The organism is Xanthomarina sp., from assembly GCF_035306605.1.
GTDB lineage: Bacteria > Bacteroidota > Bacteroidia > Flavobacteriales > Flavobacteriaceae > Xanthomarina.
Window position 1 is genome coordinate 28,165 of record NZ_DATGNR010000056.1, and the last position, 13,642, is coordinate 41,806.

The 13,642-nt window shown below is 32.3% G+C and carries 14 protein-coding genes; 12 read left to right on the forward strand and 2 right to left on the reverse strand.

Annotated elements, in window-relative coordinates:
- Positions 1-4: 4 nt before the first annotated feature.
- From VKY41_RS08335 to VKY41_RS08355, 5 genes are all read left to right on the forward strand, one after another.
- The gene (locus VKY41_RS08335) at positions 5-496 is read left to right on the forward strand and encodes a GNAT family N-acetyltransferase (RefSeq protein ID WP_500813985.1); all 492 of its coding nucleotides are present in this window, start codon (positions 5-7) and stop codon (positions 494-496) included.
- Positions 493-1,368, forward strand: a complete 876-nt coding sequence (gene prmC / locus VKY41_RS08340; protein ID WP_500813986.1) for a peptide chain release factor N(5)-glutamine methyltransferase — start codon at positions 493-495, stop codon at positions 1,366-1,368. The genes VKY41_RS08335 and prmC overlap by 4 nt, the downstream gene beginning before the upstream one ends.
- Positions 1,369-1,371: 3 nt before the next feature.
- Positions 1,372-3,366, forward strand: a complete 1,995-nt coding sequence (ligA, locus tag VKY41_RS08345; RefSeq protein ID WP_500813987.1) for an NAD-dependent DNA ligase LigA — start codon at positions 1,372-1,374, stop codon at positions 3,364-3,366.
- A gap of 98 nt (positions 3,367-3,464) precedes the next feature.
- Positions 3,465-4,142, forward strand: coding sequence for a hypothetical protein (locus tag VKY41_RS08350; protein ID WP_500813988.1), 678 nt, complete (start codon positions 3,465-3,467; stop codon positions 4,140-4,142).
- Between the two features lie 178 nt (positions 4,143-4,320).
- Positions 4,321-5,043: a hypothetical protein gene (locus tag VKY41_RS08355; RefSeq protein WP_500813989.1), complete on the forward strand. Its 723-nt coding sequence runs from the start codon at positions 4,321-4,323 to the stop codon at positions 5,041-5,043.
- 214 nt (positions 5,044-5,257) lie between these two features.
- On the opposite strand, the gene VKY41_RS08360 is transcribed toward VKY41_RS08355, so the two are convergent.
- Positions 5,258-6,175, reverse strand: a complete 918-nt coding sequence (locus tag VKY41_RS08360; protein ID WP_500813990.1) for a bifunctional metallophosphatase/5'-nucleotidase — start codon at positions 6,173-6,175, stop codon at positions 5,258-5,260.
- 85 nt (positions 6,176-6,260) lie between these two features.
- Positions 6,261-7,019: a 5'-nucleotidase C-terminal domain-containing protein gene (locus VKY41_RS08365; protein ID WP_500813991.1), complete on the reverse strand. Its 759-nt coding sequence runs from the start codon at positions 7,017-7,019 to the stop codon at positions 6,261-6,263.
- Positions 7,020-7,091: 72 nt separating this feature from the next.
- Between VKY41_RS08365 and VKY41_RS08370 the strand changes: the two genes are divergently transcribed.
- From VKY41_RS08370 to recN, 7 genes are all read left to right on the forward strand, one after another.
- The gene (locus VKY41_RS08370; protein ID WP_500813992.1) at positions 7,092-7,616 is read left to right on the forward strand and encodes a DUF6913 domain-containing protein; all 525 of its coding nucleotides are present in this window, start codon (positions 7,092-7,094) and stop codon (positions 7,614-7,616) included.
- Positions 7,613-8,500: a 4-hydroxy-tetrahydrodipicolinate synthase gene (gene dapA / locus VKY41_RS08375; protein ID WP_500813993.1), complete on the forward strand. Its 888-nt coding sequence runs from the start codon at positions 7,613-7,615 to the stop codon at positions 8,498-8,500. The genes VKY41_RS08370 and dapA overlap by 4 nt, the downstream gene beginning before the upstream one ends.
- A gap of 107 nt (positions 8,501-8,607) precedes the next feature.
- Positions 8,608-9,420 (forward strand): outer membrane protein assembly factor BamD, encoded by an 813-nt coding sequence (locus VKY41_RS08380; RefSeq protein ID WP_500813994.1) that lies wholly within the window; start codon positions 8,608-8,610, stop codon positions 9,418-9,420.
- A gap of 10 nt (positions 9,421-9,430) precedes the next feature.
- Positions 9,431-9,760, forward strand: coding sequence for a DNA-directed RNA polymerase subunit omega (locus VKY41_RS08385; protein WP_500813995.1), 330 nt, complete (start codon positions 9,431-9,433; stop codon positions 9,758-9,760).
- A 5-nt stretch (positions 9,761-9,765) separates the two neighbouring features.
- Complete coding sequence (coaBC, locus tag VKY41_RS08390; protein ID WP_500813996.1) at positions 9,766-10,974, forward strand: bifunctional phosphopantothenoylcysteine decarboxylase/phosphopantothenate--cysteine ligase CoaBC; 1,209 nt, start codon at positions 9,766-9,768, stop codon at positions 10,972-10,974.
- Positions 10,967-11,854, forward strand: coding sequence for a type IX secretion system protein PorD (gene porD / locus VKY41_RS08395; protein WP_500813997.1), 888 nt, complete (start codon positions 10,967-10,969; stop codon positions 11,852-11,854). The genes coaBC and porD overlap by 8 nt, the downstream gene beginning before the upstream one ends.
- A 94-nt stretch (positions 11,855-11,948) precedes the next feature.
- On the forward strand, positions 11,949-13,601 hold the full coding sequence (recN, locus tag VKY41_RS08400) for a DNA repair protein RecN (protein WP_500813998.1): 1,653 nt from the start codon (positions 11,949-11,951) through the stop codon (positions 13,599-13,601).
- Positions 13,602-13,642 lie beyond the last annotated feature (41 nt).

Here is a 13,642-nt window from a genome sequence, read left to right on the forward strand (position 1 = left end):
TAAAGTGAGCAATAATAATATTGTTATTAGAGAAATATCCAAAGCTGATAATAAGCAAATAGCACAAGTTATTCGAGATGTTTTAGTTGAATTTGGTGCCCCTAAAGTTGGCACTGCTTATGAAGATGTTTCCTTGGATGATATGGCAAAAACCTATAATAGGGAGCGGTCTGCTTATTTTGTAATTGAACGCGAAGGAAAGATTTTAGGTGGAGCAGGGGTTGCTCCATTGGTTGGTTTGGAGGAGCACATTTGCGAGCTTCAAAAAATGTATTTTTTAACAGAAGTTAGAGGTATGGGTTTGGGTGAGGAACTGATGAAGAAATGTTTAGAAAACGCTAAAGCATTTGGCTATAAAAAATGTTATTTAGAAACTTTGCCATATATGGATGCTGCACGAAAACTATATACTAAAGTAGGATTTGAAACCCTTGATAAACCAATGGGAAATACGGGCCATTATTCCTGTAATGTTTGGATGATAAAAGAATTATGAGATTAAAAGATATTCAAAGCATTTTTCATAAAGAATTAGATGTCATTTTTGGTGTTAATGAAGTCGGTAGCTTTTTTAATATATTAATTTCACATTATTTAAAACTCAACAGAATAGCTTTGGTTTTAAATCCAGAGTTAACGATTTCTAAAGAAGAGGAACAGCCTTTGTTTGATGCTTTGAGTAGATTGAAGCTGCAGGAACCTATTCAATATATTATTAAGGAAACAGAGTTTTTTGGTTTGCCTTTTAAGGTGAATGAAAACACCTTAATCCCTAGACCAGAAACAGAAGAACTTGTTGAATGGATTGTGCATACTATGAGTATGAGAGAAGAAATTAAACCAATTAATATTTTAGATATAGGCACAGGAACTGGATGTATAGCTATTTCTTTGGCTAAAAACATTCCAAATGCAAAAGTTTATGCTGTAGATGTTAGTGGGGAAGCTTTAAAAGTGGCTAAACTTAATGCAGAATTGAATAAAGTTGATGTGAGCTTTTATAAAGTTGATATCCTAAATGAAGCTTCTTGGGATTTAGAATTTAAGAATTTGAAGTTCGACATTATCGTGTCTAATCCACCTTATGTAAGAAACTTAGAAAAAATAGAAATAAAGAACAACGTTTTAAAATACGAACCACATTTAGCCTTGTTTGTTGAAGATGATAAGCCGTTGCAGTTTTATAATGCCATTGCAGATTTTGCTGTTGATAATTTGACAGAAAATGGCTTGTTGTTTTTCGAAATTAATCAATACCTTGGAAAAGAAACCAAGCAATTGTTACAAGATAAAAACTTTGCTGATTTAGAGTTAAAACTGGATGTTTTTGGAAATAACCGCATGTTAAAAGGCGCAAAGAATTTTTAATCGATGACTATCAAAGAACAAATTTTACAATTACGAGAAGAACTTAATAAACATAATTACAATTATTATGTATTGGATAATCCAATTATTTCCGATTATGATTTTGATGTCAAGCTCAATCAGCTTATTGCTTTAGAAGAGCAGCATCCAGAGTTTTTCGATGCGAATTCTCCAAGTCAAAGGGTTGGTGGTGAAATAACTAAAAATTTCGAAACCATTGTTCATGAACAACGAATGTATTCTTTGGATAATTCATATTCTAAAGAAGATTTGTTGGATTGGGAAACTAGAATTAAAAAGCTGGTAGATGGTCCATTACAATTTACATGCGAATTAAAATACGATGGAGCCTCCATTAGTCTAACTTATGAAAATGGAAATCTTATAAAAGCTGTAACTAGAGGCGATGGAGTTCAAGGTGATAATGTAACAGCTAATGTTAAAACCATTAAATCTGTGCCTTTAAGATTGAAAGGCGATTTTCCTGAGAAATTTGACATTCGTGGTGAAATTGTACTTCCGTTTGAAGGTTTCAATAAAATGAACGAAGAGCGAATAGAAATAGGAGAAGAACCATATAGAAATCCAAGAAATACGGCTTCTGGAAGTTTGAAACTTCAAGATAGCAGTGAAGTGGCAAAAAGGCCATTAGAGTGTTTGCTTTACAGTATTGTAGGAAATAATTTAAATATAAACACCCAATTTGAAAGTTTAGAAAAGGCTAGAGAATGGGGATTTAAGGTGCCACAAGCAGCTAAGCTTGTAAATTCCATAGATGAAGTTTTAGACTTTATAAATTATTGGGATACACACCGACATCATTTGCCTTACGAAACAGATGGTGTGGTTGTTAAGGTGAATAACTTGCAGCAGCAAGAAGAATTAGGATATACAGCAAAAGCACCACGTTGGGCAATTGCTTATAAGTTTAAAGCCGAACAAGTTTCTACCAAATTAAATAGCATAAGTTACCAAGTGGGAAGGACAGGAGCTATAACTCCTGTAGCTAATTTAGAACCTGTAGAATTAGCTGGAACAACTGTAAAAAGAGCTTCTTTGCATAATGCAGATCAAATAGAGAAATTGGATATTCGTGTTGGAGATGAGGTTTTTGTTGAAAAGGGAGGAGAGATAATTCCTAAAATTATAGCTGTAGATTTTAGCAAACGACCAGAAAACTCTCAACCTACACAATACATTGAGAATTGTCCGGAATGCCAAACAAAATTGGTGAGAACAGAAGGAGAGGCTCAACATTATTGTCCAAATTATAATGGATGTAAGCCGCAAATTATTGGTAGGATTCAACATTTTATATCCAGAAAAGCCATGGATATTGAAGGGCTGGGGGGAGAAACGGTTGCCTTATTAGTAAACGAAGGTTTGATAGACAATTATTCGGATTTATATGAATTGACTAAAGATCAAGTTTTGCCTTTAGAACGGATGGCTGAAAAAAGTGCGGATAATTTAATTAATGGAATAGAGCAATCTAAACAAATTCCATTTGAGAGAGTTTTATATGCTTTAGGTATTAGATATGTTGGAGAAACTGTAGCGAAAAAATTAGCCAAGCACTATAAAAGTATTGATGCCTTAGCTGTAGCTTCACATGACGATTTAATAAATGTGGATGAAATTGGAGTTAAAATAGCAGAAAGTGTTATCGAGTTTTTTAATGCTGATTCCAACAAGGGAACTATTGAAAGATTAAAAAATTTCGGTGTTCAGTTAGAAATTTCTGCAGAAAAATTAGCTAGTCAAACTAATAGATTGGCAGGCAATATTTTTGTTGTTTCAGGGGTGTTTCATACAGTTTCTAGAGATGAACTTAAAAAACTTATAGAAGACAACGGAGGAAAAGTATCTTCTTCTATATCTGGAAAGACCAATTATGTTGTTGCAGGAGACAATATGGGACCAAGTAAAAAAACAAAAGCCGAACAGTTAGGAGTTTCTATTATAAGCGAACAAGATTTTTTAAGTATGGTTTCATAGGAGCAATTCAGGAGAATTAGAGCTCGATAATAGGTTCTTTTTCATCAATTAATTATATCATATTTTGATTAAAAGGACTTTAGGGTTAAAAGTGTATTATGGTAAACCATGTTTTGGGCTTTTCTTTTTTTGATTTCTTATCCTTTATTGAGGGCATTTATGTTGAAATGCTGATTGCACCAATTATTACTGTTTTCTACTTTATAAAGGAGAAAAGAAAATCATTGCTCTTTAGTTTATTTATGCTTGTCTATTCGATAGCAGATCTTATTAATTTTTTTGATCAGGAAAGTTTTAATGAAGCTGTTTATTTCGTTTGCAATGCCTTGTATATGTTGTCCTATCTCTTTTTGTTGTTGGAAATGGCGAAAACAATGAGTTTTACGTTCATTATAAAAAAACTACCCATTCATTTAATTGTATTAACCTTACTTAATGTGTACATGATGTATGTTATGGTTATTATAATTAATCCTATTTTATTTGAAACAAATCATTTAATAATGGTTCAGGCCATGGAGCAGATGTATAATGTTTTTCTGTTGGCTATTTTAAGTTTGTCCTTTTTAAACTATATTATAAATGAAAGTAGTAAGACGTTGCTATTGTTTTTTGCGTGTTTAACCATCACATTTTCCGAGTTTTTATTAATTGGCTACTTCTACCTATCTGGCGAAATGCTCCAAATTCGCTATAGCGCAGTAGTACTTGAATTAAGTGCGTTTTTACTCTTTTACTTCCATGCTACTAAGGAGTTAAATCCAACCGAGGTTTAAATCTTGTTGGTAAATTTATTTATATTAAAACAACAATGTTTAATTTGCTGATAAACAGAGTGTATAGTTCATTGTGTTAATTTTAGCATATTTTTAAAATAGTGTTTTACCGACAAAATGTATCTTATTATCGACTAATGTTTATATTTGTATATATTTGCTTCGGAATTAAGATTTTATGAGTTTAATTAAATCAAATATTATAATAGTAGTCATTGTATTCCTATGCATTTCTTTTACGCTTTTTCAGGTTAAAGATGAATACTATATTTCTAATGTATCTAGAGCATTGATTGTACCCTTAATTTCAGTATTGTATTTTGCCAATACTAAAGTTAGATCTCCTTATTTTTCTTGGTTTCTTTTAATTTACTCTTTTTCAGAATTAATTGTTTTTGTAGAACAATTTTTAGATTCAACTTTACAATTACATATTTATTATTTTATAGGAAATCTTCTGTATATATTGGCTTATTTGTTCTTGTTAGTAGATATAATTAAAGGGTTGGATTTTAAGAAAGTCTTTAAAAAATACAAATTACACTTGTCTGTACTGCTCTTGTTAAATATTTATATTTCCTATATGCTTTTAGGGATTATAGACCCATTTATAAGGAATTCTAATTGGGTTTATGTTGAAATGGTATATAATGCTGTCCTGCTTTTACTATTAACATTTTCACTAATAGCCTACTTTTACAACGACAATAAAAAAACCTTACTTTGTTTTATTGCGACCTTATTTGTAGTGTTCTCAGAATTTCTCCAACTAGGGTATTTTTATGTAGTTGAAAAGGATGTGCTTAAATTTACTTCAACCTTCTTGTTTGTACTAGGCTTTGGGTTTTATTACTTTTATGCAAAAACCAGGCATGTAAACACGTTTCGATTGTATCATTAAATTTGAAGGGTACGTTTTTGGTTTGGACTATTTAGCTTGAACCTCAAGTGATTTACTTGGGAAAGATTTACTATCCTGTTTTGATGAATAATTGTAAGTAAGCCAGTTCCCATCTATAGGCGTACAGTACAGATAAGTGTGAAGTTGCTTGAAAAACTGTTCGGTAGCTGTAAATCACTTTGGTACTACGCTCTTCAAGCAATTCCTTTTTTATTTACACAATAATAGACGTTCCATTTGCTGTTTTGTTTTTGTTGGAATCGAAAAAGAAATCGATACGGCCTAAATTAATCCCATAGCAGCCAACTTGGTTTACGAGAACATTTTTCCCCTCAATATTTTGTGCAACTGTAGGTTTTGGTAAAAAGGTGTGGGTGTGACCGCCAATAATTAAATCGATATTTTTTGTGCTTGAAGCCAGTTTTAAATCGCTTGGTTTATCTGGGTTGTTGCTGTAATTATAACCAATATGAGATAGGCAAATAACGAGGTCGCAGTGTTCCTCTTCTTTTAAAATTCGGCTCATATCTTGAGCAATTTCTATTGGGTCGTGATATACGGTTTCCTTATAAAGATCTTTCAATACCAAGCCATCCAATTTAATTCCTACGCCGAAAACACCAATTTTTACACCTGCTTTTTTAAAGGTTTTATAAGGTTTAACATGCGTATCTAAAATTGTGTTTGAAAAATCGTAATTGGCTGAAATAAAATCGAATTTAGCATGCGGTAATTGTGCATATAATCCGTCAATACCATTGTCAAAATCGTGATTTCCAATGGTTGCCGCATCATACTTTAATTTACTCATTAACTTAAATTCTAATTCGCCTCCATAGTAATTGAAGTAAGGTGTTCCTTGGAAAATATCTCCAGCATCCAACAACAAGGTATTCGGATTTTCATTTTTAATGTTTTGAATTAAGCTAGCACGTCTAGCAACTCCTCCTTTGTTAGGATTTCTTCCGTCTTCAGGACCAAAAGGGTCAATATGGCTATGGACATCGTTCGTGTGAAGTATAGTCACCTGCGTTGTTTTATCGGCAGCGATAAATGAAGGTAAACTTAACCCGCCAACAGTAACTAAAGCTGTTGCTGCAGTTGTTTTTTGAATAAAATTTCTTCTTTTCATGTGTTTCAACATAAAGTTTTTTGTTTTTTACATGCAACCATATCACTTATTGCACGGGTGATTAAAGATGAGGTATCTATACTTGTTATTGTAATCTTATAAACCTATCGTCAATAACCGGGTTAATAGTGTCATGTTTATGGAAATGATCTATAAAAGCATTTCGTATTTTATAATTCAATATATACAAGGTGTCGCTAGGTTTAAAAAAATCCATACCATCGCCACCATTATACAAATAGTCATTGGTTGCTACATAGTATATTTTGGAAGTGTCGATTGGTTTACTGTTAATAGTAGCTTCAACTAACTCGTAGTTTTTATCAACTACAATTTTTAGTTTAGAAATTGGATGAGCTCTTTTGGCTGCCAATAAGTAATCAATCATTTGGTTAATTTGAGACCCTTTAATAGGGGCTACTACAATACTGTTTTCAAAAGGCATAATCTCGTAGGCAGTTCTTGTGGTAATATCACCTTTGGAGATAATAGCGCGTATACCACCATGATTTGTTAAAACCATATCAATATCTTTTCCAGTACGCTTTTTGAAAACCGGATTTCCTTCTTCAAAAATTACGTCTGCAAACAGATTTCCAATAGCAGTATTTAGCTCGCCATCGCTTTTGGAATAGGTGTTCATGGAGTAGCTAATAACACTATCCATGTCTTTGTTCAAATGATCTCTATAAGGTTTAATAAATGCCTCAATTTCTGTGTCGGTTGCAAGGCTGTCAGAAACAGGTATTTGTTTTCCTTCAATGCGTGTTAAGTGCTGTTTTTCTTGTTTACAACTTACTATCAACAGGATGAGGAATAGAGCAAAAAGTGGTTTAAAATTCATGGTGAAACATGTGTGTTTAAATAATATTTTGTGTGTACATTTACTACCTTTGTAACAAAGTATAAAGATATAATGATTTTAAAGGGTTTAAAAGAAAAATCTATTAAAAAGAAATTAAATAGCCTTCTGAAAAATCGAGAAGCAAATTTTAATACCGATAAAATAGAAAATATAGGAGTTATTTTAAATGCTGATGAAACCAACGATTTTGAAGCCCTAAAAACCATTGCTCAAACTCTAGGTGTACTACCAAATAAAGTAAAAATTATTGCATTTACAGCAAGTAGTAAAGCACAGGCTTACTCTTGGGATGCATGTTTTAATATGAAGGATTTCACTTGGAATGGAAAAGTAAACAATACTGAATTACAAACTTTTATTGATACTAAATTCGATTTATTAATTAGTTATTACGTTGAAGATGTTTTACAGCTAAAATATTTAACAGCGGCCTCCAATGCAAACTTAAAAGTTGGGATTTTTCAACATGACAAACGGATAAACGATTTAATTATAAAAACAGAATTCAATAAACTGGAGCTTTTTAAAGCCGAATTAAAAAAATATTTAAACGTATTAAACAAATTACATTCATGAAAAATAAACTAACAGGTTTAGGAATAGCTATAGTAACGCCATTTAAAAACGATTTAAGTGTCGATCATGAAGCTTTAAGTAACCTTGTAAATTATAATATAGAAAACGGAACCGATTATATAGTTATAAGCGGAACAACAGGAGAAAGTGTAACCGTTACCAAAGAAGAAAAAAAGCAAATTATAGCCACTATAGTAAAATCTAACAACAGTCGTGTGCCTTTGGTTTTAGGAATAGGAGGAAATAACACAGCAGATATAATAGAAGAAATTAAAACAACTGATTTTACACATATTTCCGCTATTTTATCTGTTTCACCTGCCTATAGCAAGCCAACTCAAGAAGGAATTTATCAGCATTTTAAAGCTATTTCTTTAGCTTCGCCAAAACCAGTAATTTTATATAATGTTCCTGGTAGAACCTCATCCAATATGTTGCCAGAAACAGTCATTAGATTGGCAACGGATTTCGAAAACATTGTTGCCATAAAGGAGGCTGCCGGAAACATGGCGCAGTATTTCCAATTAATAAAAAACAAACCTAAAGATTTCTTAATAATTTCTGGCGACGACGATTTGGCATTGCCAGTAACTTTAGCTGGTGGGGCAGGAGTTATCTCGGTTATTGGGCAAGCTTTTCCAGAGGGATTTTCAAAAATGATACATTTAGGAATAGAAGGAAATGCCAAGGAAGCCTATGAACTTCATTATCAGTTTTTAGATGTAATTTCTTTAATCTTTTCTGAAAACAATCCATCAGGCATTAAAGCTGTATTAGAACAGAAAAACCTGTGTAACGATACCGTAAGATTGCCACTAGTTCCTGCAACAAATTTGTTGAAAACTAAGATTGGAAACTTTATAAATGATTTTCAAAAAAGTTAAATTATACTTAAACCTGACACAAAGCAGGTTCAAGCATTTATTTTAGCTGTAAATAATATTTTTAAAATCCATTAAAATAGCTTAATTTTGCATCCTGTTTAAAAATTATGAAGAAACTTTTTTATTTATTTATAACTTTCACTGTTTTAAGTTCTTGTAGCCAATATCAAAATGCTTTGAAAAGCTCAGAAATATCTGAGAAATTCAGGGTTGGAGAAGAACTATATAACGAGGGGAAATATGCTAAAGCAAATAAATTGTTTGCTCAAATAGTTCCAAATTATAGAGGTAAACCACAAGCGGAAAAACTTATGTTTTTGTACTCTAAAACTTTTTATGAAATAAAGGATTACTATTTGGCTAGTTACCAATTTGAGCGATTTGTTTCGGGATATCCTGAAAGTGAAAAAGTAGATGAAGCCGCTTTTTTAAGTGGTAAAAGTGCATATATGTTGTCTCCTGTGTTTTCTAAAGATCAGACAGAAACAAAAGAGGCCTTAGAAAAATTACAAATATTTATTAATTTATATCCAAATTCAGAATACATACCTGAAGCAAATAAATTAGTACAAGAATTAGATTTTAAATTAGAGAAAAAAGCTTTCGAAATAGCAAAACAATATAACCGTATTGCAGGATTTAATGGAGATTATAATGCTTCGATTAAAGCTTTCGATAATTTTATATTAGAGTTTCCAGGATCTATATTTAGAGAAGACGCATTTTATTACAAATTGGACTCGGCTTACAAAGTAGCTATTAATAGTGTAGAATCTAAAAGAAAAGAACGACTTGAAAAAGTAAAAGGACACTACAATAATTACAAGAAGAATTATGGCGATTCGGAACGTATGGAAGAAGCCAACAAAATGATTGAAGAAGTTAATAAAGAATTAGAAAAATATAGTACTAAAAGCTAAATAGAATAAAATGGATTTAAAAAAAATCAAAGCTCCTGTTAATACAATTACTTACGACAGAAATAAAATTGAAGAATCTACAGGAAATATATACGAAGCTATTTCTGTTATTTCTAGAAGAGCAGAGCAAATTAATTCTGAAATTAAAAAGGAGTTAATTGAAAAACTTGAAGAATTTGCTACCTTTAATGATAGTTTAGAAGAGATCTTCGAAAATAAAGAGCAAATTGAAGTTTCTAAATTTTATGAAAGATTACCAAAACCTTACGCTTTAGCTGTACAAGAGTGGTTAGACAATAAAATTTATTACAGAAACACAGAAGACGATAATCAAGCATAAACACGATGTCTATATTAAGCGGCAAAAATATCCTTTTAGGCGTTAGTGCTGGAATTGCCGCTTATAAGGCTGCATCATTAGTTCGGCTTTTTATAAAAGCAGGAGCTCATGTAAAAGTGGTTATGACACCATCTGCAAAAGATTTTGTTACTCCGTTAACACTTTCTACCTTGTCCAAAAACCCTGTTCACTCAACTTTTGTTGACGATGTGGATAGTGAACTTTGGAACAATCACGTAGAATTAGGTCTTTGGGCAGATTTTTTTGTTATAGCCCCAGCAACGGCAAATACTATGTCGAAAATGGCAAATGGTGTTTGCGACAACTTGCTTTTAGCTACATATTTATCTGCCAAATGTCCAGTCTATTTTGCTCCTGCCATGGATTTGGATATGTATAAGCATCCTACTACCAAGGAATCTTTTAAAAAGTTAGAAAGTTTTGGAAATACCATAATACCTGCAACTAGTGGTGAATTGGCAAGCGGGTTGTATGGGGAAGGGCGAATGGCAGAACCAGAAGATATTTTTGCTTTTATAGAGCAGGATGTTATTGGTAAACTGCCACTACGCGGTAAGAAAATTTTAATAACAGCTGGACCAACCTACGAAGCAATAGACCCGGTTCGTTTTATAGGAAACCACTCTAGTGGAAAAATGGGCTTCGAAATAGCTAAAGCTGCTGCCAATCTTGGTGCTGAAGTAGTATTAGTTTCAGGTCCAACTCATCTTAGATTAAACCATAGTTTGGTTAAGGTAATTTCTGTAACCTCAGCAGAGGACATGTATCAGGAAGCTCATAAACATTTCGATAAAATGGATGTGGCTATTTTAGCGGCAGCCGTAGCAGATTACAGACCAAAATTAGTAGCAGATCAGAAAATTAAGAAAAATGATTCTAGCTTAACTTTAGAGTTGGAAAAAACCAAAGATATTTTAGCGTCGTTAGGAGCCATTAAAAAAGACCAAATCTTAGTTGGTTTTGCTTTAGAAACAGAAAACGAACTAGAAAATGCAAAAGGAAAATTAAAAAGAAAGAATTTAAATTTAATTGTTTTAAATTCGTTACAAGATAAAGGAGCAGGTTTTAAAACCGAAACCAATAAAGTAACCATAATTGACAATAAAGATCAGGTTACAGCGTATAAGTTAAAGTCGAAAGCAGAAGTAGCTCAAGATCTTCTAAACGAAATTATAATAAAATTACATGAATAGAATTCTTATATTTTTAATGTTGATATGTGGTGTTTCACTCCATGCGCAAGAATTAAACTGTAAAGTTGTTATTAATGCAGAACAAACCGGAAACAGTAATCTTCCTGTGTTTAAAACCTTAGAAAAGCAAATCTTTGAATTTGTTAATAATACCAAATGGACTGATAAGGAGTTTTCTCCAGTAGAACGTATAGAGTCTTCCATGTTTATTAATATTACCGAGCATTCTGGTGATGTTTTTAAGGCTACAATACAAGTACAATCATCTAGACCTGTTTACGGATCATCATATACAACAAGTGTTCATAATATAAACGATAAGGATTTTACTTTTAGATATCTTGAATTCCAAAACATGGTTTATAATCCAAATTCATTTGAATCTAATTTAGTTTCTGTCTTGGCATTTCATGTTTATATGATTTTAGGAATAGACGCCGATACTTTTTCGTTAAATGCGGGAGATTCATATTTTAAACAAGCTCAAAACATAGTTAACTATTCGCAAGGTGAAAACTCTAAAGGTTGGAAGTTGAGCGATGGTACCCAATCTAGATATATGTTAATAGATAACATACTGTCTCCAACTTTTGAAGGATACAGAAAAGCAATGTACGAATATCATAGAAATGGATTGGATTTAATGAGCGATAACACAAAAGAAGCAAAAGCCAATATCTCCAAAGCATTAATTGGTTTGCAAGCTATGAATAGGGTTAGACCGAATTCATTTCTTTTAAGAACATTTTTTGATGCCAAGGCAGATGAAATTTCAGATATTTTTAGCTCAGGACCTCAAGTCGACATCACACAACTAGTTGATGTTTTAAACAATATCGCTCCTATGTATTCTAGTCAGTGGAGAGAGATTAAATTTTAGTGTTTCACCTAAAGAATCACGTATTATATCAGGTTTTTTATTAGCTATCATTTCTTGAAATTACTTACCTTTAACCTAAATTCTAGAAATACTTTTGATCACATCTTTATCCATAAAAAATTACGCATTAATAGATAACCTTCAGGTAAAATTTAACCAAGGCTTTTCTATTATTACCGGTGAAACTGGCGCAGGAAAATCCATCCTATTAGGAGGGCTATCTCTTATTCTTGGTAAACGAGCCGATTTAAACAGTATAAAAGACACTACTAAAAAGTGTATTATAGAAGCTGTTTTCGATGTAACCAATTATAATTTAGAAAGCTTATTTGTGGCAAACGATTTAGATTACGAGCCGCAAACCATAATAAGGAGAGAGATTTTACCCTCAGGGAAATCTAGAGCTTTTGTAAACGATTCCCCGGTGAATTTATCGAGTTTGCAAATTTTGGGCGAACAGCTCATTGATATACATTCACAACACGAAACCCTTCAATTGGTAGACGATTCTTTTCAGTTTGAAATTATCGATGCTTTAGCAAACAATAAAGAGGTGTTAAAAGCCTATGGAATTCAATTAAAGCAGTTTAGAGCTATTCAAAAAGATTTGGATGCCTTATTGAAGTTTAAAGCAGAAGCAACTAAGGAATACGATTATAACACATTTCTTTTAAAAGAGTTAACCGAAGCTAACTTGGTAGATGGCGAATTAGAAACTCTTGAGGAAGAGTTTGAAACCCTAAACAATATAGAAGAAATTAGAGAGTCTTTATCTCATTCCACATCGATAGTTGGCGAAGAGGAAATAGGAATATTATCCTTATTAACACAATTAAAAGTAAACTTTAAAAAAATTAGTCCTTATGCTAGTAAGTACGAAAGTTTATTAGAAAGAATTGATAGTAGCTTTATAGAGTTAGACGATGTGTTTTCAGAAATTGAAAAACTTCAAGAGCAATTAGATGCAGATCCAGAGCGCTTGGAAAAAGTGAATTCCAAATTATTACTACTGAATAATCTGTTTAAAAAGCACTTAGTTTCTACCGTTTCAGAGTTGATTGAAATTAAGGAAAGCCTTTCCGTAAAAGTTTCAGAAACCGAAAACTTAGACGAAAACATTCAGAAGAAGGAACAGGAGTTAGAAGCTGAAAACAAGGCTTTAAACAAGCTAGCAAAACAGCTGCATGAAAACCGATTAAAAGCTATTCCAGAACTATCTAAGCAACTAGAAGAGATTTTAAGCACCTTAGGAATGCCTAATGCTAAATTTAAAATTACTTTAAATTTTAGTGATGTCTTTTTAGCAAATGGTAAAGATGAGTTATCGTTTTTGTTTACAGCCAATAAAGGCGGCCAATTTAACGAACTTAAAAAAGCAGCTTCAGGAGGGGAGCTTTCTAGAATAATGCTTGCAATAAAGTCTATTTTGTCCAAATACAAACAACTACCAACCATCATGTTCGATGAGATTGATTCTGGAGTTTCTGGAGAAATAACTAATAAAATGGGGTTAATTATGCTGGAAATGAGCCAATACATGCAGGTGTTTGCTATTACACACATTCCTCAAATTGCAGCCAAAGGTCACACACATTTTAAAGTGTTTAAGGAAGATGTGGACAATGTAACCTTATCAAATTTAAAAGAATTAAACTACGACGAACGGTTGGTGGAATTAGCGCAAATGCTTGGCGGAACAGAAGTTTCAAGTTCCGCCTTAGCGCACGCCAAGCAATTACTCAATTAATAAAATAAAAGTTAAGTTTTTAGATGAAAGTTTTATTAACT

What these genes read in the sequence shown, in the direction of transcription:
- coaBC (WP_500813996.1), top strand. Translation starts at nt 9,766, where the DNA reads ATGTCTATATTAAGCGGCAAAAATATCCTTTTAGGCGTTAGTGCTGGA.
- ligA (WP_500813987.1), top strand. Translation starts at nt 1,372, where the DNA reads ATGACTATCAAAGAACAAATTTTACAATTACGAGAAGAACTTAATAAA.
- VKY41_RS08370 (WP_500813992.1), top strand. Translation starts at nt 7,092, where the DNA reads ATGATTTTAAAGGGTTTAAAAGAAAAATCTATTAAAAAGAAATTAAAT.
- prmC (WP_500813986.1), top strand. Translation starts at nt 493, where the DNA reads ATGAGATTAAAAGATATTCAAAGCATTTTTCATAAAGAATTAGATGTC.
- VKY41_RS08350 (WP_500813988.1), top strand. Translation starts at nt 3,465, where the DNA reads ATGGTAAACCATGTTTTGGGCTTTTCTTTTTTTGATTTCTTATCCTTT.
- VKY41_RS08360 (WP_500813990.1), bottom strand. Translation starts at nt 6,175, where the DNA reads ATGAAAAGAAGAAATTTTATTCAAAAAACAACTGCAGCAACAGCTTTA.
- VKY41_RS08355 (WP_500813989.1), top strand. Translation starts at nt 4,321, where the DNA reads ATGAGTTTAATTAAATCAAATATTATAATAGTAGTCATTGTATTCCTA.
- VKY41_RS08385 (WP_500813995.1), top strand. Translation starts at nt 9,431, where the DNA reads ATGGATTTAAAAAAAATCAAAGCTCCTGTTAATACAATTACTTACGAC.
- porD (WP_500813997.1), top strand. Translation starts at nt 10,967, where the DNA reads ATGAATAGAATTCTTATATTTTTAATGTTGATATGTGGTGTTTCACTC.
- VKY41_RS08380 (WP_500813994.1), top strand. Translation starts at nt 8,608, where the DNA reads ATGAAGAAACTTTTTTATTTATTTATAACTTTCACTGTTTTAAGTTCT.
- VKY41_RS08365 (WP_500813991.1), bottom strand. Translation starts at nt 7,019, where the DNA reads ATGAATTTTAAACCACTTTTTGCTCTATTCCTCATCCTGTTGATAGTA.
- dapA (WP_500813993.1), top strand. Translation starts at nt 7,613, where the DNA reads ATGAAAAATAAACTAACAGGTTTAGGAATAGCTATAGTAACGCCATTT.